Origin of the sequence: Streptomyces sp. NPDC090025, from assembly GCF_044748125.1 — a bacterium.
GTDB lineage: Bacteria > Actinomycetota > Actinomycetes > Streptomycetales > Streptomycetaceae > Streptomyces.
Genome location: NZ_JBIVFL010000004.1, coordinates 400,245 through 424,699 on the forward strand (window position 1 = coordinate 400,245; position 24,455 = coordinate 424,699).

Consider the following 24,455-nt stretch of genomic DNA (forward strand, 5'->3'; position numbering starts at 1 on the left):
GCATGACGCATGCCCAGGAACCGGCCGCCGTGGCACCGGCCGCCGTGGCACCGGCCGACACGGGGCCGGAGGACGTGCCGCTGCTCGACGACCTCATGCCCTGGTCGGTGGCGCCGCTGCGGCTCGGCCGGGCCTGGGTGCTCGCGCCGGACGCGCGGACGCTGCGGGCGCGCTGGGAGCGGCTGGTGGCGGCCGAGGGCGCGGAGCGGGCGGAGTTGTTCCGGCCCAGCAGGGCGCGGACGGTGGCGAGTTCGGTGGCGGCGCTGCCGGGGCAGCGCACCGGGACGGTACGGCTCGCGCGGGAGCCGGGGCCGTGCCCCGAGCCGGTGCGCCTGGCGCACGGGCCGTTCGACGAGCAGTGGCTGCTGCCCGACCACCGGCTGATCGACACGGCGCGGCCGGAGTTGTGGCGGGTGGCCGACGAGCGGCAGGTGTTCGTGGTGGAGCAGGGGTACGTGCCGGGTGCGGCGGGACCGGCGCTCCTGGTGTCGGCGGCGCTGCCGGACGGGCGTTCCCCGGCGGGCCGGCCGGGCCGGATCCGGCCGCTGTTCCGGCGCCCCGGTGGTCGGGAGCCGAACGTGGCGCCCGGGCTCCTGGAGTTCCTCGGCGGGCGTTACGGCTGCGGGGTGGGCGCGCCGGACGTGGCGGCGTGGGCGCTGGCGGTGGCGGCGCCTTCGGCGGCGGGCTGCCGGGTGCCGCTGCCCGCGGACCCGGAGGTGTGGGCGGCGGGCGTGGCGCTCGGCCGGGAGCTGACCGAGGTGCAGCTGCGGGGTGCCCGGGGCGGCGCCAGGCCGCGGCTGCCCGGGGGCCGCAGGCCGTACGTGCGGGCGGCGGTCCCGGCCCGGCCCGAGGTCATCGGGTACGAGCCGGAGGACGAGGTCCTGACGGTCGGCGAGGGCCGGATCTCGCCGGTGCCGCGGGCGGCGTGGGAGTTCGAGGTCGGCGGGGTGCGGATGCTGGAGCAGTGGTTCGCGCACCGGACGGCGGTGGCGGAGCCCGGGTCCCTGGAGGCGATCGGGCCCGCGGCCTGGCCGCAGGAGTGGACCTCGGAGCTGCTTGAGCTGATCACGGTGCTGGCGTTGCTCGCGGCGCGCGAGCCGGAGCGTACGGCGCTCGCCGGGCGCGCGGCGGCGGACGGGGTCGGCCGGGGCGCCCTGCGCGCGGCGGGGCTGCTGCCGCTCCCGGCGGCGGCCCGCCGTCCGGCGTCGGTCCTGGACCATCAGGAGGAGGGCCCGGAGGGCCAGTTCGCCCTGTTGTAGGGCCCGGGGCGGCGAAGCCCCGGGAGCCCGCCCGCCGGAACCACCTGGCGCCGTCTCGCGCGCCGCCGTCGGCCCCGTACACCTCGGCCCCGTACACCTCAACCCCGTACGAACGAGTCGAGCACCCGTCGTACCGTCCGGTCGAAGACTTCCTCGGTGTCCGGCGGCGGTGCCGCGTCCGCGAACAGGGCGGCGAGGCGGGGGTAGTCGCCGGTGGCCAGGCGGTCCGTCAGATAGGCGTGGCGGACGGTCTGTTCCTGCCGCTCGGTCCAGGGCAGGGAGCGGACGCGTTCGGCGGTGGCGAGTTCGGCGGCGACGAGGGTCATCACCGTGCCGTTGAGGGTGGCGATGAGTTCCATCTTGGTGCCGCCGGGCAGGTCGAGGCCGGTGAGCCGGTCCAGGCAGTGCTCAAGGAAGCGCAGGGCGTTGGGCCCGTAGGCGTAGCCGGTGGTCATCAGGCGGATCACCCAGGGGTGGCGGCGCAGGAGGTCGCGGGCCTCGCGGGCGACGGCGGTGAGGTCGGTGCGCCAGTCGCCGGTGGGGGCGGTGTCGAGGGCGTACTCGCCGCTGACGTGGTCGACCATCAGCTCGTGGAGGTCTTCCTTGCGCGGCACGTAGTTGTAGAGCGACATGGTGCCGCAGCCGAGGTCGGTGGCGATCCGGCGCATGGAGACGGCGTCGAGGCCGTCGGTGTCGGCGATGCGGACGGCCGCCTCGGTGACGTCCCGTCTGCTGTGGGCCGGTTTCGGGCCGCGTCCGGTGCGCTCGGGGCGCGCCCAGATCACTTCGGGTTCGGCCGCTCGGCCCGGCATCGTCCCTCGTCTCGTTCGTCGTCTCGTCCGTCGGTCCTGACGGGGGTCGGCCCCGTCCGGTGTCGCCCCATCGTAGGGCGGGTTCCGGCCGCCGACCCTGTTACGTACACCGTACGTAATGCGCTAGGGTCACCGCATGACAACAACTACGTACGCTGTACTTAGTGAGGGTCTGCACAAGCGCTACGGCGAGGTCCACGCCCTGCGCGGGCTCGACCTCGCGGTGCCCGAGGGCACCGTCTGCGGGGTGCTCGGGCCCAACGGCGCCGGGAAGACCACGGCCGTGCGGGTGCTGACCACGCTCACCGCGCCCGACGCGGGCAGCGCCCGGGTCGCCGGGTGCGACGTGGTGCGCGACCCGGCCGGGGTGCGCGGGCGGATCGCGGTCACCGGGCAGTACGCGGCCGTCGACGGGGACCTCACCGGCGCCGAGAACCTGCGGCTCTTCGCCCGGCTGCTGCGCGCCCCGCGCGCCCGCGCCGACGAGCTCCTGGAGCGCTTCGAGCTCGCCGGGGCGGCCGGCCGGCCGGTCCGCGGCTGGTCCGGCGGGATGCGCAGGCGGCTGGATCTGGCGGTGAGCCTGATCGTCCCGCCCCGGGTGCTGTTCCTCGACGAACCGACCACCGGGCTCGACCCGCACAGCCGCAACGGGATCTGGGACACCGTGCGCGCCCTCGCGCACCAGGGCACCACCGTGCTGCTCACCACCCAGTACCTGGAGGAGGCCGACCGGCTCGCCGACGAGATCGTGCTCGTCGACGACGGCCGGGCGGCGCACCGGGGCAGCCCGGCCGAGCTCAAGGCGCTGATCGGCGGCTGGGCCGAGGTGGTGGTCGCGGATCCGGCGCGGCTCGCGGACGCGGCGGCGCTGCTCGACCGGCTGACCGGGTCCGTACCGGTGCTCGACGCCGACCGGCAGACGGTCGGCGCGCTCACCACCGACCCCACCCTGACCCTGCCACGCCTCGTCCGGGCGGCCGACGCGGCCGGGGTCCCGCTGCTCGACGCGGCGCTGCGGCCGCCGACCCTCGACGCGGTGTTCCTGCGCCTCACCGGCCGCTCCCCCGCATCCCCCACCGGCCCCCAGGAGGTCCCCGCATGAGCGGCATGAACGGTCTCGTCCACGACGGCGGCGCGCTGCTCGGCCGGCAGCTGCTGCGGATCCGGCACGCCCCGGCGATCCCCGTGATGACCCAGACCATGCCGGTGGTCCTGCTGCTCTTCTTCGGGTACGTGCTCGGTGGCGCGCTCGCCATGCCGGGCGCCGAGTACCGGGCCTTCCTGGTGCCGGGGCTGCTGGTGGCGACGGCCGCGAACGGCCTGATGACGGGCATGTTCCAGGCCGCGCAGGACACCCACCGGGGGGTCACCGACCGGCTGCGGACGCTGCCGGTGAGCCGGGCGGCGGTGCCGCTCGCGCAGGCGCTCGCGGATCTGGTGACCAGCACGATGGGTCTGCTGCCGCTGCTGCTCGTCGCGTTCGCGATGGGCTGGCGGGTCGAGGGCGGTGTGCCACAGGCGCTGGCCGCCGTCGGGCTGCTGCTGCTCTTCCGGTTCGCGACGACCTGGGCGGGCATCCTGCTGGGCCTCGCCTCGCGCAGCGAGGAGGCGGCCGGACAGCTGGGCGGTGCCACGTTCGTGCTGCCGCTGCTGTCGAACGCCTATCTGCCGACCGAGGGGATGCCGGGGTGGCTGCGGACGGCCGCCGAGTGGAATCCGATCTCGGCCGTCACCGCGGCCGTGCGCGAGCTGTTCGGCCCGCCGGGCGGCCTGCCGGTGCCGGACGGCGCGGCCTGGCCGGTGGCGCATCCGGTGGCCGGGGCGCTGCTGTGGTCGCTCGCGCTGCTCGCGCTCTGCGTACCGGCGGCGGTACGGCGCTACACGCGCGGGTGACGGGGACGCGGTCCGCTGACGGGCCCGGGCCGCCCGCCGGAGGGGCGGGCGGGTTGACGGGCCGGTTGACCGGCGGGCTGACGGGTGCGGTTGACGTCCGCGCCGACGCGGCGCCGCGCGGGCGACGCACCCGGGCGGACCGGGCGGACCGGGCCGGTGTCCTCGTCCGGGCGCCCGGCCCCGGGCAGGAAAAAGCGCCGGACGGGCGGGGACACGTCCGGCGGTCGGTCAGGAACGAGCCGCCGGGCCGAGCGGGTGCGGGCGGGAGCGATGCGTCGGGGTACCCGGAGCCCGGCCCGGACGGCCTGTCAGCTGTGGTTGCCGAAGAGCGAGCGGCGCAGTCGGCGCAGCGGGGCGAAGAGCGAGACCCGGGAGCTGCGGCTGCGGTGGCTCTGCGCCGGTGCCGTGGGCGTACGGGCCGTCAGTTCGCGCATGAGGAGCGTCGCTTCGGCCGCCTCGCGCTGGGGCACGGCGGGTCCGCCGAGCACCGCGAGATGGCGGTCGAGCCGCGAACTGGTCGCGCTGCTCCCGCAGGTGATGGCAGGCACTCGCGGCCTGCTGCGCATTGCTATCTGTTCCATGTCTCTCCCCACCCGTACGAGGGCACCCAGCCCGGGCAGGTTAACCCTATCGCCCCGCTACGACACCCGGGTATCCCGGCCGCAGGATTCACCGTCCGGGTACGGGGGTTGACGATCACCCTCCGAATCCGTCCGGTTCCAGGGCGAGTTGAGCGGGGTTCGAACACCTGTCGAACCGTCACGAACCATCCTGCCCCGCCGCTCCCCACCTGCGGCGCTGCGGCCGCGTGTGATCTGCGCCACCAAATGCGCCGGGGCTCCGCTACGGTGGAGGGATGACGCTGATCGCGGGTCGTTACCGGCTGCTCGACGTGCTCGGCGAGGGCGGGATGGGGACCGTCTGGCGGGCCAGGGACGAGGTCCTGGGGCGCGAGGTGGCGGTCAAGGAGGTCCGCGCGCCCGAGGGGCTGCCGGACGAGGACCGCGACCGGCTGTTCGAGCGCCTGGAGCGGGAGGCCAGGTCGGCCGCCCGGATCACCGACCGCAATGTCGTCACCGTCTACGACGTGGCCCTGGACGACGGGCGGCCGTGGATCGTGATGGAGCTGGTGCGCGGCCTGACGCTGGCGGAGACCCTGGAGGCGGAGGGGCCGCTGACGCCGCAGCGGGCGGCGCACGTGGGCGCGGCGGTGTGCGCCGCGTTGCGCGCCGCGCACGCCGCCGGGGTGCTGCACCGGGATGTGAAGCCCGCCAACGTGCTGCTGTCGAACGACGGCCGGGTGGTGCTCACCGACTTCGGGATCGCGGCGGTGGAGGGCGTCTCGCCGCTCACCATGACCGGGGAGCTGATCGGCTCCCCCGAGTACCTGGCGCCGGAGCGGGCGATGGGCCGGACCCCGGGGCCCGCCGCCGATCTGTGGTCGCTCGGGGTGCTCCTGTACACGGCGGTGGAGGGGGTGTCGCCGTTCCGCCGGGAGACGCCGCTCGACACGCTGCGGGCCGTGGTCGACGAGGAGCCGGTGCCGCCCGCGCACACGGGGCCGCTGGCGCCGGTCATCGCGGGGCTGCTCGCCAAGGACCCGGAGGAGCGGCCGTCCGCGGCCGACACGGAGAACCGGCTGCGGGTGATCGGGGCGGGCGGCGCGCCGCGCACCGAGCCGGTGCGCTCGGTGCCGTACGCCTCGGTGCCGGTGCCCGTCGACCGTCCGGAGGGTCCCGGGCCCGGCGGCGGTGCGGGCGCGCCCGGCGGTCCCGGGCCCACCGCGCCGCTGCCCGCGCCCTCGGGCCCCGGCCCGGACGACCGCGGCCGGGGCGGGCCCCGGTGGGGTCTGGTGGCCGGGATCGCGGCGCTGCTCCTGGTGGCGGGCGGGCTGACGTACGCGGTGCTGCGGGGCGACGGCGGTGAGCCCTCCGGGGGTCCGACGACGCCGCCGGTGACGACGAGCGCGCCGCCGACCGAGCCGAGCACCACCCCGCCGACGACGTCCGCCTCGCCGTCCAGCGCCTCGCCGAGCGCGACGACGCCGCCGCCGGTGTCGGTGCTGCTCAACGTGCGGGCGGTGCGCGACACGTACACCGGTTCCTGTCCGCCGCCCGCGGCGGGGGCGCCGGAGTTCACGGCGGCGGTGACGGTGGACCGGACGCCCGCGACGGTGACGTACCGCTGGGCGACGGAGAGCGGTGAGGCCCAGGACGCGCAGTGGCGGACGCTGGACTTCCCGGCGGGCGGGCCGACCGAGCAGCGGCTGACCCGGACGCAGACCGACTACGCGGCCGGGGACAAGGTGAGCGACCGGATCCGGTTGGAGGTCAAGGATCCGGCCGCCCGCCAGTCGAACTGGGTGTCGTTCACGGTGACGTGCGAGGAGTCGCCTTCGCCCTCGATGTCGCCGCCCACGCCGTCGCCCTCGGACGGCTCCGCCTCCCCCGCCGCCGGGGCGCCGGGCACCGGCACCCCGAGCGGGTCGGGCGGCTGAGCGGGTCGGGCGGCTGAGCGGGACCCGCCGGGGCGGGCGCCCGGGAGGGGTTACGCCGCGCCGTTGAAGGTGGGCAGGTAGCCACCGGACTGACCGGCGGCGGTGGGGTGGTACGACTCGCCGATGTTCAGCCAGTTGACGCTGTGCAGCCAGGCGGTACCGGACGCGCAGATCTCATGTCCGGTGAAGGCGGGGACGACGCTGGCGAAGGTGAAGCCGTGGTCGGCTGCGCGCTTGGCGGTGGCCGCGTTGAGGTAGTCGGCGGCGCCGTTGATGGCACGGCGCTCGTTCTCGCTGAGACCGGCCACGCAGGAGCCGGACAGCTGGTAGAAGCGCGGGTAGCCGAGCACGACCACGCGCGCGTTGGGGGCCTTCGCTCTGATCGCGTTGTAGACGGAGTCGAGCTTCCCGGGGAGGGTCGAGTCGACGTAGCCCTTGGCCTGATTCACTCGGTCGACGCAGGTGGATTCGGACTGCAGCACACAGGTCGTCATGACGTCGGCGAAACCGGCGTCGTTGCCTCCGATGGTGACGGAGACCAGGTCGGTGCCGGTGTTGAGGGGTCCGAGCTGATTCGCCGTGACATCACCCGTTCGGGCGCCCGAGCAGGCGGTGAAGGCGAAGGAGGACGGGGCGTGCGCGTTCTTCCAGAGGACCGGGTACGCCTTGGTGGAGCGCTTGCAGTCGCCGCTCGCGCTGTCGTAGCTGCCGGAGCCGACGCCGGACGAGTACGAGTCACCGAGGGCCACGTAGTCCACGGCCGCGGTGGAGGCGGCCTGGGCGGCCCCGGCCCCGGTGAGGGCGAGGACGGCGCCGAGGAGCAGCGAGGACGAGAAAGCCGTAAAACGGGACAGTTTCATGGAACCTCCCTGTAGCAGGATCTCTGCGTTACCAGGTAGTAGCAGTGGATCCGGCCCGCCGGAAGTGTCCATGACAAAACTGGGGATGAACGGGTCGCGACACACCGTCAGAAACCATCGATTTCCGGCCATTTCGCGAGAATCAAAACCTCGTGCGCGACCTGCCCGGTTGCCGGATCATGGGCCGCATGTCTGCCACCCAGGGCGCCCCGCGCGACCCGTCCGGGCCCGAACAGGCGCTGCCCATCCGGCTCCACGTCGACGACAGCGACTCCCCCTCCGACGTCGTCGACGCGCTGTTCCTCGGCCGCTTCGCGACCGGTGAACAGCCACACGCGCACAGCACCACCCTCGACCGGGTGAAACCCTCGGCGACGCTGCTGCCTTCGGGCGCCAAGGTGCTGCGGGCCGCCAAGGACGACGACCGCAGCGCGCTGCTCGCCGAGGGCGCGGGCTGGACCGTGCTGGTGTCCCGGTGGAGCCGGGGCGCGGACGTGACCGTCACCGCCACCGACCAGGAGCTCGCCGAGCGGGTCCTCAAGGAGGCCACCGACGACGCACTCGACGAGCCCGAACCCCAGCCGGAGAACGTGACCATGGGGTTCTGGTACGTGTCGCCGCGGCGCGGCCCGCACCGCACCACCCGGCAGATCGGCGCGGGCACCTGGGACGAGATCCGCCCCAACTACACGGCCCCGGTGGCCGACGCGATGGACCGGCTGATGGCCGTCACGCCCGACGACATCACCGGCCGGCTGCTGCTCCTGCACGGCCCGCCCGGCACCGGCAAGACCTCCGCCCTGCGCACCCTCGCCCGGTCCTGGCGCGACTGGTGCCAGGTCGACTGCGTGCTCGACCCCGAGCGGCTGTTCAGCGACGTCGGCTATCTGATGGACATCGCCATCGGGGAGGACGAGGGCACCCCGCAGGGCCGTTGGCGGCTGCTGCTCCTGGAGGACTGCGACGAGCTGATCAGGGGCGAGGCCAAGCACACCGCGGGCCAGGCGCTGTCCCGGCTGCTCAACCTCACCGACGGGCTCCTCGGCCAGGGGCGCAACGTGCTGGTGGCCGTCACCACCAACGAGGACCTGGAGCGGCTGCACCCCGCCGTGATCCGCCCCGGCCGCTGCCTCGCCCGCGTCGAGGTCGGTCCGCTGACCCGCCCCGAGGCCGTCGAGTGGCTCGGCCGTGAGGACGGCATCGGCCGCGAGGGCGCCACCCTGGCCGAGCTGTTCGCGCTCCGCCGCGGGGTCACCGGCCCGGGCATGCCGGAACAGCGCGCGACGAGCCCGGGCCTCTACCTGTAGGGGCCGCAGGGAGCTCGTAGGGGGCTGTGGGGGCGCGCCGCGGGGACGCGCCCGGTGGGCGGCGAGCGGACGTCGGGGGCGCGCCGTACGGGAGGCCGGCCGGGGGTGTCCGACGCGGGTTCTCCCGTACGGGAAGCAGCTCCCCGTACGGTACGTCCGGTACGGGCGCGGCGGGCCCGCTACGCCTCGTAGGCGGCTCTCAGCGCGTCCTGCACGGCCGCACCGGCCTCCTCCCGGGTGAGGCCGAGGCGGTGGGCCTCCGCCGCGTAGGAGGCGGCGGCGGTGGCGGCGAGCTGGGAGGCCGCGTCGGAGGCGGCGGCGACGAACGTGCCGTTGCGGCCGCGGGTCTCGATCACGCCGTCCGCCTCAAGGGCCTTGTACGCCTTGGCGACCGTGTTCGCCGCAAGCCCCAGGTCCTCCGCCAGGCCCCGTACCGTCGGGAGCTTGTACCCCACGGGCAGCTCGCCCGAGCGGGCACTCTCCGAGATCTGGGCGCGCAGTTGTTCGTACGGAGCTGTGGTGGAACGGGAATCCACGCTGATTCGAAGCGTCACCCGCCCGATTGTGCACCCGCCCCGCCGGAAAATGGGAGGCGGGCGGCGGCGGGCGCCGCATAGCGTCCGGAGACATGACTGTGATCGTCCGCGATGTCCGTCCCGAGTCCTCCGAGGACGCGGCCGCCTTCTCCCGGGTGCGGCGCGCCGCGCTCCCGTTCATGCTCAGCACCGGCCCGCAGGTCGCGTTCGACTGGGCGCACGCCCATCCCGACGGGCACGGCAGGCCGCTGGTCGCGGAGATCGACGGGGAGATCGTCGGCACCGCGCAGGTGTCGCTCGCGTACGAGTCGCCCGAGCCGGGCATCGGCGACGTCAACATCTACGTCCACCCCGGGCACCGGCGGCGCGGCGCGGGCGCGCTGCTGCTCGCCGCCGCCGAGGAGCACCTGGCCCGGGTGGGGGCGACCACGCTCTACAGCTGGGTCCTGGACGAGCCCGAGGGCCGCGCCTTCGCCGAGCGGCACGGCTACACCGGCAGCCGCAGCGCCCACTTCCTCACCCTCGACCTGACCACGGCGGAACTCCCGCCGCACCAGGACCCGCCCGCCGGGGTGGAGCTGCGGTCGGCGGCCGACTTCGCCGCCGACCCGCGGCCGTTGTTCGAGCTGGACGCGCGGACCACGGCCGACGAGCCCGGCGACGTGGCGGCCGAGCTCGACGACTACCCGCACTGGCTGGCCACCACCTGGCGCCATCCGCTGCAGGACCACGAACTGACCACGGTCGCCCTGGCCGACGGGCGCCCGGTCGCGTTCAGCGTGGCCCTGACGGACGACGACGGCCGGATCTGCTCGGGCATGACCGGCACCGCGCCGGAGTTCCGCGGCCGGGGCCTGGCGAAGCTGGTGAAGACGGCGACCCTGCGCAAGGCGCGGGCGGCGGGCCGCACCTGGGCGGTCACCGGGAACGACACCGAGAACGGTCCGATGCTCGCGATCAACCGGGCGTTCGGCTACCGGATCGCCGCGACGGAGGTGCGCCATGTCCGACGCCTCGGCTGAGCCGGACGGCCGGGTCCGGGACTCGGGCCAGGTCCGGAGCCCGGCGCCGGCCTCGGCCCCGGCCCCGGCCCCAACCCCGGCCCCGGTCCGGGTGCGGCTGGTCAAGGCGGGCCGTACGAAGATCGTCTATCCGGCGGCGCTGCTCGCCGACGACGGGACCCGGCTCACCGTCCGGGCGCCCTGGGCCGCCGACGGGGTACGGGACTTCGGCTTCACCCGCTTCGAGCCGGGCGACGTCTTCACCGAGCACTACTGGCGTGACCGCTGGTACGCGGTGAAGGAGGTCCGGGCGGGCGACGGCACCCTGAAGGGCTGGTACTGCGACGTGACCCGGCCCGCCGTGGTGACGGCGGACGCCGCCGGGGGTCCGGCCGAGGTGACGGTGGAGGACCTGGACCTGGATCTGTGGGTGTCGGCGGACGGCCGGCTGGTGCTGCGGCTCGACGAGGACGAGTTCGCGGCGAGCGGGCTCGCGACGAGCGACCCGGCGGCGGCCGGGCAGGCCGTACGCGCCCTCGACGAGCTGGCGGCGGGCGGCCGGGACGGCCTGCTCGGACTGCTCGGACTGCTTCAGGGCTGACTCTCCCGGGCGCCCGGCCCGGCGCCCGTGGGGGACGTCGGGACGGGCGGGTCCGGCGCGGGAGCGGTGTCAGCCCAGGGTGACGTCCTGGGTCTCCATGGCCAGGAAGTCCGGCAGCGGCACGCCCATCGGGCCGCTCGGGGTGAGCTGCATCAGGGTGGCCTCGACCCGGGCGTCGCCGGAGTGGTAGCCCGGCTCCTTCACCACGGAGCTGTTGGTCCACGGGTGGACCTCGCCGTCGCAGACCGCCTGGGTGCCGCCGATGCCGACGGACCGCTCCCCCTGGACCAGGGTGGAGCTGACGAGCACCGGGCCCGCGCTGTCGTCGGCACAGCGGTAGGTGCCGGAGAGGCTGACCGAGCCGTCCTCGGCCACCGTGCCCTGCGGGTCGACGGTCAGTCCGTCGGCGGGTCCTGCGGCGGCGGCCGCACCTGCGGTCGCGGCGGTGGCGGCGAGCAGGGCGCCTGCGGCGAGGGCGAGACGAGCGCGCATGGGTGGGGGGTCCCTTCGGGGCTGGGGCGCCTGAGCCGCCCTGGCGGTGCTGCCAGGGCGGCGGTGCCGTGGGTGTGCCCGCCAGGGATATCGGATCTCGCCACCCAAAGGCCGAAAATCACTCCTTAGAGGACGAGTTGGGGACTGTCCGGTAATGATCCGGTCGTATCACCCGGCGCAGCAGCGGCCAGCCGAGCAGGAGCAGCACCACCGCGTAGACGGTCACCGAGAACGGGGTGTCGACCAGACCGGTCAGCGACCCGTCGCTGATCTGCAGGGCGCGGCGCAGCTGCTGTTCGGCGGCCGGGCCGAGGATGACTCCGATGACGGCGGGCAGCACCGGCAGCCCGTACCGTCGCATGCCGAATCCGATCAGGCCGATGACCAGCAGGATCACCAGGTCGAGCGCCTCGCCGCCGACCGCGTAGGCGCCGACGGCGGCGAAGAACAGGATGCCCGCGTAGAGGTAGGGGCGCGGGATCCGCAGCAGCTTCGCCCAGAGCGGCGCGAGCGGCAGGTTGAGCGCGAGCAGCAGCACCATGCCGACGAAGAGCGAGGCGATCAGGCCCCAGACCAGGTCGGGTTCGCGTTCGAAGAGCAGCGGTCCCGGCTGGATGCCGTACTGCTGGAAGGCGGCGAGCATCACGGCGGCGACGGCGGTGGTGGGCAGGCCGAGCGTGAGCATCGAGACGAGGGTGCCGGCGGCGGAGGCGGAGGCGGCGGACTCGGGGCCCGCGACGCCCTCGATGGCACCCTTGCCGAACTCGGCCTTGTGCCGGGAGAGGCGCTTCTCGGTCACGTACGACAGGAAGGTGGGGATCTCGGCGCCGCCGGCCGGGATCGCGCCGAACGGGAAGCCGATGAGCGGGCCGCGCAGCCATGCCTTCCAGGTGCGGCGCAGGTCGGCGCGGCCGAGCCAGGGGCGGCCGACCGGGATGGGGGCGCCGGTGCCGCGGCGCAGATGGGCGGCGACCCACAGGGCCTCGCCGATGGCGAAGAGGCCGACGGCGACGATGACGACGTCGACGCCGTCGGCGAGTTGCAGCGAGCCGAAGGTGAGGCGCTGCTGGCCGGTCATCTGGTCGAGGCCGACCAGGCCGATGGTGAGGCCGATGAGGAGCGAGGCGAGGCCGCGGATCCGGGAGGAGCCGAGGACGGAGGTCACCGCGATGAAGGCGAGGACCATGAGGGCGAAGTAGTCGGGGGCGCCGATGTCGACGGCGAGCGCGGCGATGGTGGGGGCGAGCGCGACGAGCAGGATGGTGCCCGCGAGGCCGCCGGTGAAGTGGCCGATGGCCGCGGCGGCGAGGGCCTGGGCGCCGCGGCCCGCCTTGGCCATCGGGTTGCCCTCGATGGCGGCGACCACGGCGGCGCTCTCGCCGGGGGTGTTGAGCAGGATCGAGGTGGTGGAGCCGCCGAACATGGCGCCGTAGTAGATCCCGGCGAACATGATGAAGGCGCCGGTCGGTTCGAGCCCGTACGTCACCGGCAGGAGCAGGGCGACGGCCATGGCGGGGCCGATGCCGGGGAGCACGCCGATGGCGGTGCCGAGGAGGACGCCGACGGCGGCCCACAGCAGGTTCATCGGGGTGAGGGCGGTGCCGAAGCCGTCGAGGAGCGAGGTGAGCGAGTCCATGGTCAGAGCACTCCCATCAGCGGGCCGCCGGGCAGCGGGACTCCGAGCGCGTTGTTGAAGACGAGGTAGGTGAGGAGGGAGAGGCCCGCGGCGATGAGCGGGTCGCGGGTGTGGTGGCGGCTGCCGAGGGTGGCGGCGGCGCCCCAGAAGAGCAGGGCTCCGGCGACGGGGAAGCCGAGCGGGCCGATGAGGACGGCGAAGCCGAGGAAGACTCCGGCGAGCAGCAGGACGGTGCGGCGGTCGGTGGGCTCGGACAGGTCGATGTCCTCGCCGCCCTCGGCCTCGCCGCGGCCGCCGCGGAGCACGTCGAGCGCGAGGAGGACGGTGACGACGAGGAGTCCGGCGCCGACGACGAGGGGGACGGTGCGGGGGCCGACGGGGCCGCGCTGACCGGCGGCGACGGTCATGCCGAGGGTGTCGGTGAGGACGAGGGCGCCGAGGGCGAACAGGAGGAGGCTGACGCCGAGTTCGGAGTGCTCGCGGAGCCAGGAGGACGGGGTGGTCGGGGGTGCCTCGGGGGCGGTGGGGCCGTTGGGTGCGGTGGGGGCGGTGGGGCCGTTGGGTGCGGTGGGGCCGTTGGCGGCGCTGGGGTCGGGGGTGGTCACAGGCCGAGCTCCTTCAGGACCGAGCCGACCTGCTTGTCCTGGTCGGCGAGGAAGGTGCCGAACGCGTCGCCGGGCAGGAAGGCGTCGTTCCAGCCGTGGGTCTTGAGGGCGGCGCGCCACTCCTTCGAGGCGTGCAGCGCGGTGACGAGGCCGACGAGCTTGTCGCGTTCGGCGTCGGAGAGGCCGGGCGGGGCGACGATGCCGCGCCAGTTGATGAACTCGGTGTCGAGCCCGGCCTCCCGCAGGGTGGGGGCGTCGAGCCCGGCGATCCGCCGCGGTCCCGTGACGGCGAGCAGCCGCAGTTCACCGGCCTTGATCTGGTCGAGGTACTCGCCGACGCCGGAGACGCCGAAGGCGACCTTGTCGCCGAGGATGGAGGCGAGGAGTTCGCCGCCGCCGTCGAAGGGGACGTAGTTGACGTCCTTGGGGGCGATGCCGGCGGCGCGGGCCATCAGCATCGGCGCGAGGTGGTCGGGGCCGCCGGGCGAGGAGCCGCCGCCGACGGGGAGTTTGCCGGGGTTCGCGCGCCAGGCGGTGAGGAGTTCCTGGATGGTGCGGTACGGGGAGTTCTTGCCGACCACGACGATGTCGGGCTCCATGGTGAGCCGGGCGATGGGGGTGGTGTCGGCGAGGGTCCTGGGGGTCTTGTTGGTGTGGACGGCGCCGACGACGCCGAGGCCCATGGACATGGCGAGCTTGCCGTTGCCGCGTTCGCCGACGAGCCGGGTGAGGCCGACGGTGCCGCCCGCGCCGGGCAGGTTGAACACCTCGACGCCGGAGGTGAGTCCGGCGTCCTCGGCGTTCTTGGCGGCGGTGCGGGCGGTGATGTCGTAGCCGCCGCCGGGGGTGTTGGGGACCATGAGGCGCAGGCCGGGGATCCGGGTGCCGGTGTCGGCGCCGCTGCCGGGGGTGAGCAGCGGCGGGCCGACCAGCACGAGGAGCGCGGCCCCGAGCAGCGCGAGAGGGGTGCGCAGGCGCACGTGTGCCGCCTTTCGGAGGTCGGGGGGTCCGGGGGTCCGGGGGGGGTGGGTGAGGTGGCCCACATGTTGCCCGCGCGTGAAGGGGCTGTCTCGCTTCCGCAACCAACGGACGTTGTGGTCCTTGTGGTCGCGCCCTACCTTGTCGGCGTGACGAAGGTGCTGGTGGTCGACGACGACTTCATGGTGGCGAAGCTGCACTGCCGCTATACGGCGGCGGTGCCCGGCCTGGAGGTCGTCGGTGTCGCGCACAGCGGCGCCGAGGCGCTGCGGGCGGCGCACGCGCTGCGGCCCGATCTGCTGCTGCTCGACATCTTCCTGCCGGACATGGACGGGATCGCGGTGCTGCGGGAGCTGCGGGCGGCGGGGCTCGCGGTGGACGCGCTGTTCATCACGGCGGCGCGGGACGTGGACACGATCCGCTCGGCGCTGCGGGCGGGGGCGCTGCACTATCTGATCAAGCCGTTCCAGCAGGCGGCGCTGCACGAGCAGTTGCGGCATGTGACGTCGGTACGGAGCAGGCTGGACGGCCTCGAACGAACGGAGGCCCGCCAGGAGGACGTCGACCAGATCTTCGGCGCCCGCCCCCGCGCCTCCCGCGACCTCCCGAAGGGCCTGGCGGCCCCGACGGCGGACCTGGTGGACGCGATCCTGCGGGCGCATCCGGAGGGCCTTTCGGCGACGGAGTGCGCGCAGGCGGCGGGTTCGTTGTCGCGGGTGAGCGCGCGGCGCTATCTGGAGTACTTCGCGGAGACGGGGCGGGCGGAGATCACGCTGCGGTACGGGGGGACGGGGCGGCCGGAGCGGCGCTACCGGCGGCTGGGCTGAGGAGCCCCGACCGTGGTGCGGCGGCGCTACCGGCGGCGGGCCGTCCGGCCCTGGCGCGGGCGCCTGCGGCCCAGCAGGGCGCGCTGTTCGGCCTGGAGGCGGGCGAAGCTCTCCTCGGCGTACCGGTGCAGCGCGTCGGCGGGGAACGGAACGACGGACAGGTGCTCGTCGAAGTCGCCCCGCTCCCAGCGGGCCGCGGTCACCTCGTACCCGGCGACGTGGGCGTACAGGTCGAGCAGCACCTCCGGCATCCCGGGCTCGTCCAGGAGGTCGGGGTGCCGTACGACGATGTCGCGCATGCTCCGGATGTTCGGCAGGAAGACGGACCCGGCCCACAGCCGCCAGTCCGCCTTCTCCCGTTCGTCGGGCGGGACGTCCGCCTGGAACGGGGACCGCCCGTCGGGGCGGGCGTGGCGCGCCATGAACTCCTGGAACATCCGCTGATTGGTCGCGGTCAGCGCATGCAACGGGCCGTAGAAGTCGGCCAGTTGGCGATTCACCCGGGCCAGTCGCTCCTGCCGCTGGGCGAGCCGGAGGCCGTTGAGGTAGGTGACCAGGTAGCCGACGAAGGCCAGGGCGATGGTGACGACGGCAGCACTCATGGGTCCGGATGCCAGTTCGATCAGACGGGCGGGTCGGCGCGGTCTGCGAGGATCCTCTGTCATGGACGACGACAACATGGGCGATGACGGCGGACCCGACCTGGAGTGGGAGTGTCAGATGTTCGTCGCCGCCTCCAGTGGTGAGCGGTTGGTGGAGCGGCTGGCGGCGGTCCTGGGGGTGCCGCACGGCGTGGTCGGCGCCGGGGCGCAGCCCGCGTTGACGTACGGCTGCGTCGAGGTGGAGTGGGACAACAACGGCTATGAGGGGACCGGCGGGGGCGACGACTTCCTGGACTGGCACTCGCTCCTGGTGTGTCAGCCGCGGGCCGGGGCTTCGCGGGACGAGGTCGTGGCGGACATGGCCACGATCCTGAGGGGGGTGCGGGAGGCCGGGTACCGGGCCGTGCCGTCCTGCACCTACGAAGAGCTGCTGCCGCTGCCGTAGGCCGGTCGTCCGGCCGTTCCTGTGGTGCCGCTTAGAGGCTCCTTAACGGGACCCTAAGGATCGGACCGAGGGCCGCGACGGCGGTGGATCAGGGGATTTCGCGGGCTAGTTTGCTGGGCGTCCCCCCACGAACCCACCCTCACCCAGGAGTTGTCCCCCCATGACCTCTCGCCGTACGGCCGTCGTCTCCACCGGCACCCTCGCCGCCGCCCTGATGTTCGCCGGGACCGCTGCCGGGCCCGCGTTCGCGCACGGGTCGATGACCGATCCGGTGAGCCGGGTGGCGGGGTGCTACGCGGAGGGGCCGGAGAGTCCGGACTCGGCGGCGTGCAAGGCGGCGGTGGCCGCGAGCGGGACGCAGGCGTTCTACGACTGGAACGCGGTGAACATCGCCAACGCGGCCGGGCAGCACCGGCGGCTGATCCCGGACGGCAAGCTGTGCAGCGCCGGGAACGACAAGTACCGGGGGCTCGACCTGGCCCGCGCCGACTGGCCCGCGTCGAAGCTGAACTCCGGTGCGCACACCTTCCGTTACAAGGGCACCGCGCCGCACAAGGGCACCTGGGAGCTGTACGTCACGAAGGACGGGTACGACCCGTCGAAGCCGCTGAAGTGGTCGGACCTGGAGGCGAAGCCGTTCCTGACGGTGACGAACCCGTCGATGCAGAACGGCGACTACGTGTTCGGCGGGACGATCCCGAAGAAGTCGGGGCGCCACCTGATCTACTCGATCTGGCAGCGCTCCGACTCCCCCGAGGCGTTCTACACCTGCTCGGACGTCGTGTTCGGGCAGGACAACGGCGGCTCGACCGGCCCGGCGACCAGCCCGGCGACCAAGCCCACGACGGAGCCCACGACGGAGCCGGTGACGCCGAGCGCCCCGTCCGACGAGCAGATCGAGGAAGGCCGCGACCAGTCGACGGTCGAGCACGGCGGCCACGGCGACGACGACGCGTCGACCGGCGCCCGCCCCGCGAGCACCGCGCCGACGGCCGCGCCGGCCACCGAGGCGCCCGCCAACGAGCCCGCCCCGGCGGGCACCGGCACCGGTGTGGAGCTGGCCGAGACCGGTGGTGACGCCTCCACCTCGTACCTGGCGATGGGCGGCGCCGCCGTGCTCGCGCTCGGCGCCGCCGTCCTGTTCGCCACCGCCCGGCGCCGCTCCTCGCGCCGCTAGGTTCCGCTGGCGGCTAGGGCAGGTCGAAGACCGAGGCGCAGGTCGTCGGGGTCGCGTGGGCCGGGTCGAGGGCGTTGGTGACCTCGTGGAAGACGATCCGGTCCACCGTCCCGATGGCCACGTGCTCGGACAGGTCGAGCGCGCACCGGTCCTGGAGCAGCACGTTGGTGACGTCGGGTCCGGACAGGAAGCCGGACTGGTACGGGGTGACGACCTCGTCGTAGCGGGTGGCGATCACCGTGTACCGCACGCCGGGCACGGTGTCGCCGCCCGCGTTCAGCTTGGTGAGCAGCGGCGATCCGGCGATCTGGTCGGTGAGCGCGGGGGTGGCCGTGGTCAGCAGGTCCTTCGCGCCGGGGAAGTACGGCAGCAGGTTGGTGAGCCCGTTGAGGGTGGTGCCGTGGTTGTCGGGGGCGATGCCGACGAGGGCGTTCACCTTGGCGGCGCCGCCGAGGAACTTCAGGTAGTAGCGCGGCATCATGCCGCCCTGCGAGTGCCCGACCAGGTCGGCGTCGGCGGCGCCGGTCGCGGCGAGGACGCGGTCGACGTACGTGGCGAGCTGGGCCGCGGACTTGTCGACCGGGCCGAGGCCGTTGAACAGCGGGACGCCGGGCAGTTGCCCGTAGTCGAGCGAGAAGACGCAGTAGCCCCGGTCGACCAGGTAGGGGGCGAGTCCGAGCCAGTTGTCGACGGAGTTGCCGAAGGTGCCGTGCACGAGCACGACGGGGCGGGGGTGGGCGGCGGACGGCTTGCAGGAGAAGTCGTTCCAGCCACGGCTGGGGGCGGCCGCGGCCTGCGCGGACGAGGCTTGCGCGGACGAGGCTTGCGCGGACGAGGCTTGCGCGGACGCGGTGGGGGCGAGCGTGGCGGCGGCGGCCAGCGCGAGAACGGACAGCGCTCTCGCGGCCTTCTTCCAGGCACTCCTGGGCAGCATCGGGCGGTCTCCTTGCGGCTCAAGGGGAAACTCGGGGATGAGTTGCGTGACGCCCTGCGGTCCGGACCACAAGTGGGGATGCGCGTGCGCATGGGATGCGCTTTTCGCCAAGCTACGCACCGGTAGCCGACACTGGGAAGTTACGCGTCGGTAAAAAGTGTCGTGTCGTCAGGCCGCCAGCGCACCCGGCACGATCGCCCGCGGTCCGTACTTCGCCCGGGCCAGGTCCGCGACCGCCTCAAGGCGGCGGGTCTTGTCGTCCACCGGGTCGAAGGTGAGCTGGTGGGAGGCGCCTTCGGCCGGGGCGAGGCCCTCGGCGCGCAGGGTGACGGCGCGGACCCGGGCCCGCTGCAGGCCGAAGGAGTCGTACAGGGCGTACGCGAGGGCGCCGAGGTCGGCACCGTGGGCGGTGGGTTCGCGCAGGGCGCGGGTGCGGCTGGAGCAGCTGCGGTCGGCGTAGCGCACGGTGACCGTGAGGGAGCGGCACACCTGCCGCCCCGCGCGCATCCGGGCGCCGAGCTCGGTGGTCAGCGAGAGCAGCGCCCCGCGGTGCGCGTCGGGGTTCAACTCGTCGTACGGGAAGGCACGTTCGGCGGCGAGGGAGCGGGTGACCTCGCCCGGGGTGACCGTGCCGCGGTCGATGCCGCGGGCCCGTTCCCACAGTTCGCGGCCGGTCTTCGCGCCGACGAGCCGCTGGAGCACGCCGAGGGGCGCGTCGGCGACCCGGCCGATCGAGTCGAGGCCGTAGCCGCAGAGGGTACGGGCGGTGACCCGGCCGACCCCGTCGAGGGCGGCGACCGGGCGGTCCCGCAGGAAGGCGGCCGGGTCCTCGACGACCAGGGTGACGCCGGGCCCGGCCTCGCGGGCCGCCATCCGGGCCAGCATCGGATTCGGGCCCGCGCCGATGACGCAGTCGACGCCGTACAGGGCGAGCGCCCTGACCCGGATCACCGAGGCGAGGTCGGTCACGCTCCAGCCGAAGTGGCGCAGCGCGCCGCGCACGTCGGCCAGCGCGTCGGCGGGCGGGTCGGCGGCCACGGTCGGGGTGAACTCGCCGAGCAGATCGAGGAGTCGGGGCAGCAGCACCTCACCCTGCCGCTCCAGCCGGAACCGTACGCAAAGGATCATCCCGCGCTCCCAGGACTGCTGTGCCAGAGTTTCCGCACCGGCGCGACGGCGCCCTCCCCCGGCGGCCGGAGGTCGGCCCAGGGGTTCATCGCGTAGCCGGTGGACATCACGATCCGGCGTCCGGAGCCCCGCCCGGAGCCCCGCCCGGGGCCGCCGGTCCCTTCAGCCCCGTCCGTTCCTTCGGCTCCTTCGACCCCTTCGGCCCCTTCGGGCACGGCGTCCACCGGCGCCTCGGAGAGCCGTTCGCCCACCGCGGCGAGGCCGCCCTCGCCCGCCCGGAGTTCGATGAGTTCGGCGAGGTTCCAGGCGGCGGCGCCGACCACGCTGAGGCTGCGCGGGCCGCGCCGCTGGACCACGCCGCGGACAAGCAGCAGCCAGGAATGGAAGACGGTGTGGGCGCACGCCTCGTGGGAGTCGTCGAAGAAGGCGAGGTCGACGAGGCCGGTGCCGTCGTCGAGGGTGGTGAAGACGACCCGCTTGCCGGAGCGGATCGGCGGGGTCTGGGTGGCCGCCTTGGCCCCGGCGACCAGGACGGTCTGGCCGTGCCTCGCCGAGCGCAGCCGCCGCGCGGAGACCACGCCGAGTTCGCGCAGGAAGGCGCGGTGGTCGTCCATGAGGTTGCGGGAGGCGTCCAGGCCGAGGATGCCGAGCTCGGCGCTGAGCCGTTCGCTCTCGTCGAGGTCGGGCAGGCCGACCGGCGCGGCCTTGCCGCCCTGGGCGAACGGCAGCCGGCCGCCGTAAGAGGCGGCGCCGCGCTGGGTCCTGTGCAGTTCGGTGAGGTGCAGCAGCAGGTCGCGGCGGTTGGCGCCGAACGCGTCGAGCGCGCCGACCTGGGCGAGCCGTTCGGCGAGCGGTTTGCGCGGGCGGGCCCGTTCCCAGAAGTCGCCGAGGGAGGCGTAGGGCTGTCCGGCCTCGATCCGGGCGCCCTCGGCCTCGCTGATGCCCTGGACATCGGTGAGTCCGAGTCGCAGCCCCCACACCCCGGCGCCGCCCCCACCAGGGATATCGGACACCAGTTCGATACGGTGGGCGACCGCCGACCGGTTCACGTCGAGCGGCAGCACCGGCACCCCGCGCCGCCGGGCGTCCGCGAGCAGCAGCCGCTTCGGGTACATGCCGGGGTCGTGGGTGAGCAGCCCGGCGAAGAAGGCGGCCGGGTGGTGCGCCTTGAGCCAGGCCGACTGGTAGGTCGGCACCGCGAAGGCCACCGCGTGCGCCTTGCAGAAGCCGTACGAGCCGAACGCCTCGACGATCTCCCAGGTACGGGCGACCACCTCGTCCGCGTATCCCTTGCGGCGGGCCCGTTCGGCGAACCACGCCTTGATCGTCCCCTGCGACTCGGGGTGGGAGAGTCCGCGCCGCACCTGGTCGGCCTCGTCGCGGCCGCAGCCGGTCATGACGGCGACGATCTCGATGACCTGCTCGTGGAAGACGACGACGCCGTACGTCTCCGCCAGCGCGTCCGCGAGGTCGGGGTGCGGGTAGCGGACCGGCGCGCGGCCGTGCCGGGCCTCGATGAAGGGGCGGACCATGTCGGCGGCGACCGGTCCCGGCCGGAACAGCGAGATGTCCACGACCAGGTCGTGGAAGTTCTCCGGCTGGAGCCGCCCCACCAGGTCGCGCTGGCCCGGCGACTCGATCTGGAAGCAGCCCAGGGTCTCGGTGGAGCGGATCAGCCGGTACGTGTCGGGGTCGCCGGGCGGGATCGCGTCGACGTCCGGGCGGTGCCCGGTGGCCCGTTCGACCTCGGCGACCGCGTGCGCCATCGCCGACTGCATCCGCACCCCGAGCACGTCGAGCTTGAGCAGCCCGAGGTCCTCCACGTCCTCCTTGTCGAACTGGGACATCGGCAGCCCCTCGCCGCTGGTGGGCACGACGGGGGTACGGGTGAGCAGCGAGGCGTCCGAGAGGAGCACGCCGCAGGGGTGCATGGCGGTGCCGCGGGGCAGCGCGTCGAGCGCCTCGACCAGCTCCCAGAACCGGTCGTGCTCCTTCGTGCCGGTCATCTCGTCGCGCAGCCCGCGCAGTTCGGGGAGTTCGCCGAGGGCGGCGCGGGCGTCCTTGGCGCGGATGTGCGGGAACGCCTTGGCGATCCGGTCGACGGTGGCCGGGTCCATGGAGAGGGCGGCGCCGACGTCCCGTACGGCGTGCCGGACCCGGTAGGTCTCGGGCATGGCGACGGTGACGACCCGCTCGGCGCCGAAGCGGGCGAGGATCGCCCGGTAGACCTCGATGCGGCGGGCGGACTCCACGTCGATGTCGATGTCGGGGAGCGCGGTGCGGCGTTTGGACAGGAAGCGTTCCATCAGCAGGCCGTGCTCGACCGGGTCGGCGTGGGCGATGCCGAGGAGGTGGTTGACGAGGGATCCGGCGCCGGAGCCGCGGGCGGCGACCCGGATGCCCCGGTCCCGGACGTCGTCGACGACCTGGGCGACCGTCAGGAAGTAGCTGGCGAAGCCGTGGTGGGCGATGATGTCGAGCTCGCGGTGCGTCCGGTCCCAGTAGTGCCGCCGGTCGGGCCGCCGGTCGTAGCCCTTGAGCACCATGCCGGCGGCGGCCCGGGAGGCCAGCACCCGCTGGGCGGTGCGGTGGGCGGCGCCCACCAGGCGCGGTTCGGGGAAGTGCGCGACGCCCATGCCGAGGTCGTCCACCGGGTCGACCAGGCAGTCGGCGGCGACGGCCTCGGTGTGGGCCAGGAGCCGGTGCGCGGTGTCCCTGCGGAAGCCGGCGGCCTCGACCACCCGCTCGGCGACGGCGAGCATCTCGGCGGGGCCCTTGAGCCAGGCCGCGCCGCTGTCGAGCCCGGTCCGCGGGTCGACCGGGACGAGCCTGCGGGCGGCGTCGAGGATGTCGGCGACCGGGCCCTGACCCTGGTCGGCGTAGCGCACCTCGTTGCCGAGCACCGGCCGTACGCCCTGTTCGGCGGCGAAGCCGAGGGTGCGGGCGGCCTGCCGGAGCGAGCCGGGCCCGGTGCCGGTGCGGCCGTGCTCGACGACCTCCAGGCGCAGCGCGTCGCCGTACCGCTCGCGCCAGGGCAGCAGCAGCCGGGCGGCCCGGTCGGGGCGGCCCGCGGTGAGCGCGCGGCCGACGTCGGAGCCGGGGCCGAGCAGCACGAACAGGCCGTCGCCGGTGGCGGGGGCCATGGCGGCCCAGGGCAGCACCGGCGGGCCCTCCCCCGGGCGGGCGTGGGCGGCGGTGACGAGCGCGCAGAGTTCGGCCCAGCCGGCCCTGGAGCGGGCCAGGAAGACGGCCCGGGGCGCGGACTCGTCCACGAAGGCCCCGCCGCGCACCGGCACCCGGCGGGCCGAGGTCCGGCCGGCCGGCCTGCCGTCGGGCCCGCTCCCGGGGCGCTCGCCGGGCGGCAGCGGGGCGAGGAAGGGTTCGTGGCCGAGGTCGACGCCGAACAGCGGGCGGACGCCGGCCGTCTCGCACGCCTTGGCGAAGCGGACCACGCCCGCGACGGTGTCGCGGTCGGTCAGCGCGAGAGCGTCCATGCCCCGCTCGGCGGCGCGCTCGGCGAGCCGCGCGGGGTGCGAGGCGCCGTAGCGCGCGGAGTAGCCCGACGCGGTGTGCAGATGCGTGAACCCCCTGGGGGTGAACCCCGGCATGCCCGCCACCTCCCGCGCTCGCGCTCACCGAAAATCGTACGTACGTTCCCACCCCCTCGATGTCAGCGTAGCTCATTTTCGAACGTCCGTACGATAAAAGTCCGGCAGGTCTCCCTCAGCCCCGCCCCTCAGCCATTCGGCCCCCTCCCACCTGCGCGAACGCCCCGCACCCCGGAGCGTGGGGCCCATGAGTCTCGTCGCCGAACTGAAGAGCGCCGTCACCCCCCGAGCAGCCCTGCTGGTCGTCGGCGTCTTCGCCCTCCAGCTGCTGTTCATCGCCTCGTACGTGGGGGCCCTGCACAACCCGAAGCCGAAGGACGTGCCGTTCGGGGTGGTCGCCCCGCAGCAGGTCTCCACGGTCCTCCTGGAACAGCTGGAGAAGCTGCCCGGCGAGCCGCTCGACCCGCGGGCGGTGGGCAGCGAGGCCGACGCCACGAAGAAGATCATGAACCGGGAGATCGACGGCGCCCTGGTCGTCGACCCGGCGGGCCGCACCGACACCCTGCTCGTCGCCTCCGGCGGCGGCACCGTGCTGTCGTCCGCCCTGCAGAAGATGTTCACGCAGGTGGAGGGGGCCAACCAGCGCACGGTCAGGACCGTCGACGTGGCCCCGGCCTCGCCGCAGGACTTCGACGGCCTGTCCGCCTTCTACCTGGTCGTCGGCTGGTGCGTGGGCGGCTACATCTGCGCCGCGATCCTGGCGATCAGCGCGGGCTCCCGGCCCGCCAACCGGGAGCGGGCGATCATCCGGCTCGGGGCGCTCGCGGTGTACGCCGCCCTCGGCGGACTCGGCGGCGCGATCATCGTCGGCCCGATCCTGGACGCCCTGCCCGGCAGCGTCGCCGCGCTGTGGGGGCTCGGCACCCTGGTGGTCTTCGCGGTCGGCGCGACCACCCTCGCCCTGCAGTCGGTGTTCGGGATCGTCGGCATCGGCCTGGCGATCCTGCTCGTGGTCGTCGCGGGCAACCCGAGCGCGGGCGGCGCCTTCCCGCTCCCGATGCTGCCGCCGTTCTGGAAGGCGATCGGGCCCGCCCTGCCGCCGGGCGCGGGCACCTGGGCGGCGCGCTCCATCGCGTACTTCAAGGGCAACGACATGACCGGCGCGATGCTGGTGCTTTCCGCCTGGGCGGTGGCCGGGTCGGTGATCACCCTGGTGATGTCCTCGCTGAAGCGGAAGCCGGAGACCGAGCCGATCGCCGCGGAGCTGGGCGAGCCCACCCCCTGAGCGCGCGCCCCGAGCGGGGTACGCGAAAGGGC

The 24,455-nt window shown here is 74.3% G+C and carries 23 protein-coding genes; 11 read left to right on the forward strand and 12 right to left on the reverse strand.

The window, feature by feature from the left end:
• The first annotated feature begins 2 nt into the window (after positions 1-2).
• Entirely contained in the window at positions 3-1,259 is a 1,257-nt protein-coding gene (locus ACIPXM_RS14380; protein ID WP_401655155.1) for a type ISP restriction/modification enzyme, read from the forward strand.
• A 98-nt stretch (positions 1,260-1,357) separates the two neighbouring features.
• Here ACIPXM_RS14380 and ACIPXM_RS14385 read toward each other — a convergent pair whose 3' ends face one another.
• Positions 1,358-2,071 carry a TetR/AcrR family transcriptional regulator gene (locus ACIPXM_RS14385; RefSeq protein WP_401655157.1) on the reverse strand — a complete coding sequence of 238 codons (714 nt, stop codon included), beginning with the start codon at positions 2,069-2,071 and terminating at the stop codon, positions 1,358-1,360.
• 136 nt (positions 2,072-2,207) lie between these two features.
• Here ACIPXM_RS14385 and ACIPXM_RS14390 point away from each other — a divergent pair, with 136 nt between their 5' ends.
• Together ACIPXM_RS14390 and ACIPXM_RS14395 are read left to right on the forward strand one after the other, a co-directional pair.
• Entirely contained in the window at positions 2,208-3,173 is a 966-nt protein-coding gene (locus ACIPXM_RS14390) for an ATP-binding cassette domain-containing protein (RefSeq protein ID WP_401655158.1), read from the forward strand.
• 5 nt (positions 3,174-3,178) lie between these two features.
• Complete coding sequence (locus ACIPXM_RS14395; protein ID WP_401655224.1) at positions 3,179-3,964, forward strand: ABC transporter permease; 786 nt, start codon at positions 3,179-3,181, stop codon at positions 3,962-3,964.
• Between the two features lie 308 nt (positions 3,965-4,272).
• Here the strand turns inward: ACIPXM_RS14395 and ACIPXM_RS14400 are convergent, their stop codons facing one another.
• A complete protein-coding gene (locus tag ACIPXM_RS14400; RefSeq protein WP_401655159.1) occupies positions 4,273-4,545 on the reverse strand; it encodes a hypothetical protein in 273 nt (90 codons plus the stop codon).
• Between the two features lie 275 nt (positions 4,546-4,820).
• Here ACIPXM_RS14400 and ACIPXM_RS14405 point away from each other — a divergent pair, with 275 nt between their 5' ends.
• Positions 4,821-6,461 (forward strand): serine/threonine-protein kinase, encoded by a 1,641-nt coding sequence (locus tag ACIPXM_RS14405; protein WP_401655160.1) that lies wholly within the window; start codon positions 4,821-4,823, stop codon positions 6,459-6,461.
• A gap of 50 nt (positions 6,462-6,511) precedes the next feature.
• Here the strand turns inward: ACIPXM_RS14405 and ACIPXM_RS14410 are convergent, their stop codons facing one another.
• The gene (locus ACIPXM_RS14410) at positions 6,512-7,321 is read right to left on the reverse strand and encodes an SGNH/GDSL hydrolase family protein (RefSeq protein WP_401655161.1); all 810 of its coding nucleotides are present in this window, start codon (positions 7,319-7,321) and stop codon (positions 6,512-6,514) included.
• Positions 7,322-7,509: 188 nt separating this feature from the next.
• Here ACIPXM_RS14410 and ACIPXM_RS14415 point away from each other — a divergent pair, with 188 nt between their 5' ends.
• The gene (locus tag ACIPXM_RS14415; RefSeq protein WP_401655162.1) at positions 7,510-8,628 is read left to right on the forward strand and encodes a DUF5925 domain-containing protein; all 1,119 of its coding nucleotides are present in this window, start codon (positions 7,510-7,512) and stop codon (positions 8,626-8,628) included.
• 179 nt (positions 8,629-8,807) lie between these two features.
• Here ACIPXM_RS14415 and ACIPXM_RS14420 read toward each other — a convergent pair whose 3' ends face one another.
• Positions 8,808-9,182 (reverse strand): GntR family transcriptional regulator, encoded by a 375-nt coding sequence (locus tag ACIPXM_RS14420; RefSeq protein ID WP_401655163.1) that lies wholly within the window; start codon positions 9,180-9,182, stop codon positions 8,808-8,810.
• Between the two features lie 74 nt (positions 9,183-9,256).
• Here ACIPXM_RS14420 and ACIPXM_RS14425 point away from each other — a divergent pair, with 74 nt between their 5' ends.
• Together ACIPXM_RS14425 and ACIPXM_RS14430 are read left to right on the forward strand one after the other, a co-directional pair.
• Positions 9,257-10,186, forward strand: a complete 930-nt coding sequence (locus tag ACIPXM_RS14425; protein ID WP_401655164.1) for a GNAT family N-acetyltransferase — start codon at positions 9,257-9,259, stop codon at positions 10,184-10,186.
• On the forward strand, positions 10,167-10,766 hold the full coding sequence (locus tag ACIPXM_RS14430) for a DUF402 domain-containing protein (RefSeq protein ID WP_401655166.1): 600 nt from the start codon (positions 10,167-10,169) through the stop codon (positions 10,764-10,766). The genes ACIPXM_RS14425 and ACIPXM_RS14430 overlap by 20 nt, the downstream gene beginning before the upstream one ends.
• Positions 10,767-10,835: 69 nt before the next feature.
• On the opposite strand, the gene ACIPXM_RS14435 is transcribed toward ACIPXM_RS14430, so the two are convergent.
• The 4 genes from ACIPXM_RS14435 to ACIPXM_RS14450 all read right to left on the reverse strand — a co-directional run bounded on the left by ACIPXM_RS14435 (position 10,836) and on the right by ACIPXM_RS14450 (position 14,479).
• Positions 10,836-11,258: a DUF6299 family protein gene (locus ACIPXM_RS14435; RefSeq protein WP_401655167.1), complete on the reverse strand. Its 423-nt coding sequence runs from the start codon at positions 11,256-11,258 to the stop codon at positions 10,836-10,838.
• Positions 11,259-11,376: 118 nt separating this feature from the next.
• Positions 11,377-12,894 carry a tripartite tricarboxylate transporter permease gene (locus ACIPXM_RS14440; RefSeq protein WP_401655168.1) on the reverse strand — a complete coding sequence of 506 codons (1,518 nt, stop codon included), beginning with the start codon at positions 12,892-12,894 and terminating at the stop codon, positions 11,377-11,379.
• A 2-nt stretch (positions 12,895-12,896) separates the two neighbouring features.
• Positions 12,897-13,499: a tripartite tricarboxylate transporter TctB family protein gene (locus tag ACIPXM_RS14445; protein WP_401655169.1), complete on the reverse strand. Its 603-nt coding sequence runs from the start codon at positions 13,497-13,499 to the stop codon at positions 12,897-12,899.
• On the reverse strand, positions 13,496-14,479 hold the full coding sequence (locus ACIPXM_RS14450; RefSeq protein ID WP_401655170.1) for a Bug family tripartite tricarboxylate transporter substrate binding protein: 984 nt from the start codon (positions 14,477-14,479) through the stop codon (positions 13,496-13,498). Before ACIPXM_RS14450 ends, ACIPXM_RS14445 begins: the two co-directional genes overlap by 4 nt.
• A gap of 147 nt (positions 14,480-14,626) precedes the next feature.
• On the opposite strand from ACIPXM_RS14450, the gene ACIPXM_RS14455 reads away from it, so the two are divergent.
• A complete protein-coding gene (locus ACIPXM_RS14455; protein WP_401655172.1) occupies positions 14,627-15,304 on the forward strand; it encodes a response regulator in 678 nt (225 codons plus the stop codon).
• Positions 15,305-15,330: 26 nt separating this feature from the next.
• On the opposite strand, the gene ACIPXM_RS14460 is transcribed toward ACIPXM_RS14455, so the two are convergent.
• Positions 15,331-15,906: a hypothetical protein gene (locus tag ACIPXM_RS14460; protein ID WP_401655173.1), complete on the reverse strand. Its 576-nt coding sequence runs from the start codon at positions 15,904-15,906 to the stop codon at positions 15,331-15,333.
• Between the two features lie 61 nt (positions 15,907-15,967).
• Between ACIPXM_RS14460 and ACIPXM_RS14465 the strand changes: the two genes are divergently transcribed.
• Both ACIPXM_RS14465 and ACIPXM_RS14470 read left to right on the forward strand, forming a co-directional pair.
• Positions 15,968-16,351 carry a hypothetical protein gene (locus tag ACIPXM_RS14465; protein WP_401655174.1) on the forward strand — a complete coding sequence of 128 codons (384 nt, stop codon included), beginning with the start codon at positions 15,968-15,970 and terminating at the stop codon, positions 16,349-16,351.
• A 160-nt stretch (positions 16,352-16,511) separates the two neighbouring features.
• Entirely contained in the window at positions 16,512-17,528 is a 1,017-nt protein-coding gene (locus tag ACIPXM_RS14470; protein ID WP_401655175.1) for a lytic polysaccharide monooxygenase, read from the forward strand.
• Positions 17,529-17,541: 13 nt separating this feature from the next.
• On the opposite strand, the gene ACIPXM_RS14475 is transcribed toward ACIPXM_RS14470, so the two are convergent.
• The 3 genes from ACIPXM_RS14475 to ACIPXM_RS14485 all read right to left on the reverse strand — a co-directional run bounded on the left by ACIPXM_RS14475 (position 17,542) and on the right by ACIPXM_RS14485 (position 23,198).
• Positions 17,542-18,462 (reverse strand): esterase/lipase family protein, encoded by a 921-nt coding sequence (locus tag ACIPXM_RS14475; protein WP_401655176.1) that lies wholly within the window; start codon positions 18,460-18,462, stop codon positions 17,542-17,544.
• A 168-nt stretch (positions 18,463-18,630) separates the two neighbouring features.
• Positions 18,631-19,590: a DNA polymerase thumb domain-containing protein gene (locus ACIPXM_RS14480; RefSeq protein ID WP_401655177.1), complete on the reverse strand. Its 960-nt coding sequence runs from the start codon at positions 19,588-19,590 to the stop codon at positions 18,631-18,633.
• A complete protein-coding gene (locus tag ACIPXM_RS14485; protein ID WP_401655178.1) occupies positions 19,587-23,198 on the reverse strand; it encodes a DNA polymerase III subunit alpha in 3,612 nt (1,203 codons plus the stop codon). The genes ACIPXM_RS14480 and ACIPXM_RS14485 overlap by 4 nt, the downstream gene beginning before the upstream one ends.
• Before the next feature lie 187 nt (positions 23,199-23,385).
• On the opposite strand from ACIPXM_RS14485, the gene ACIPXM_RS14490 reads away from it, so the two are divergent.
• Entirely contained in the window at positions 23,386-24,423 is a 1,038-nt protein-coding gene (locus ACIPXM_RS14490; protein WP_401655179.1) for a DUF3533 domain-containing protein, read from the forward strand.
• Positions 24,424-24,455: the final 32 nt, after the last annotated feature.

Coding starts and splice junctions, on each gene's coding strand:
- ACIPXM_RS14380 (WP_401655155.1), top strand. CDS start 3: ATGACGCATGCCCAGGAACCGGCCGCCGTGGCACCGGCCGCCGTGGCA.
- ACIPXM_RS14385 (WP_401655157.1), bottom strand. CDS start 2,071: ATGCCGGGCCGAGCGGCCGAACCCGAAGTGATCTGGGCGCGCCCCGAG.
- ACIPXM_RS14390 (WP_401655158.1), top strand. CDS start 2,208: ATGACAACAACTACGTACGCTGTACTTAGTGAGGGTCTGCACAAGCGC.
- ACIPXM_RS14395 (WP_401655224.1), top strand. CDS start 3,179: ATGAACGGTCTCGTCCACGACGGCGGCGCGCTGCTCGGCCGGCAGCTG.
- ACIPXM_RS14400 (WP_401655159.1), bottom strand. CDS start 4,545: ATGGAACAGATAGCAATGCGCAGCAGGCCGCGAGTGCCTGCCATCACC.
- ACIPXM_RS14405 (WP_401655160.1), top strand. CDS start 4,821: ATGACGCTGATCGCGGGTCGTTACCGGCTGCTCGACGTGCTCGGCGAG.
- ACIPXM_RS14410 (WP_401655161.1), bottom strand. CDS start 7,321: ATGAAACTGTCCCGTTTTACGGCTTTCTCGTCCTCGCTGCTCCTCGGC.
- ACIPXM_RS14415 (WP_401655162.1), top strand. CDS start 7,510: ATGTCTGCCACCCAGGGCGCCCCGCGCGACCCGTCCGGGCCCGAACAG.
- ACIPXM_RS14425 (WP_401655164.1), top strand. CDS start 9,257: ATGACTGTGATCGTCCGCGATGTCCGTCCCGAGTCCTCCGAGGACGCG.
- ACIPXM_RS14430 (WP_401655166.1), top strand. CDS start 10,167: ATGTCCGACGCCTCGGCTGAGCCGGACGGCCGGGTCCGGGACTCGGGC.
- ACIPXM_RS14435 (WP_401655167.1), bottom strand. CDS start 11,258: ATGCGCGCTCGTCTCGCCCTCGCCGCAGGCGCCCTGCTCGCCGCCACC.
- ACIPXM_RS14440 (WP_401655168.1), bottom strand. CDS start 12,894: ATGGACTCGCTCACCTCGCTCCTCGACGGCTTCGGCACCGCCCTCACC.
- ACIPXM_RS14460 (WP_401655173.1), bottom strand. CDS start 15,906: ATGAGTGCTGCCGTCGTCACCATCGCCCTGGCCTTCGTCGGCTACCTG.
- ACIPXM_RS14465 (WP_401655174.1), top strand. CDS start 15,968: ATGGACGACGACAACATGGGCGATGACGGCGGACCCGACCTGGAGTGG.
- ACIPXM_RS14470 (WP_401655175.1), top strand. CDS start 16,512: ATGACCTCTCGCCGTACGGCCGTCGTCTCCACCGGCACCCTCGCCGCC.
- ACIPXM_RS14475 (WP_401655176.1), bottom strand. CDS start 18,462: ATGCTGCCCAGGAGTGCCTGGAAGAAGGCCGCGAGAGCGCTGTCCGTT.
- ACIPXM_RS14480 (WP_401655177.1), bottom strand. CDS start 19,590: ATGATCCTTTGCGTACGGTTCCGGCTGGAGCGGCAGGGTGAGGTGCTG.
- ACIPXM_RS14485 (WP_401655178.1), bottom strand. CDS start 23,198: ATGCCGGGGTTCACCCCCAGGGGGTTCACGCATCTGCACACCGCGTCG.
- ACIPXM_RS14490 (WP_401655179.1), top strand. CDS start 23,386: ATGAGTCTCGTCGCCGAACTGAAGAGCGCCGTCACCCCCCGAGCAGCC.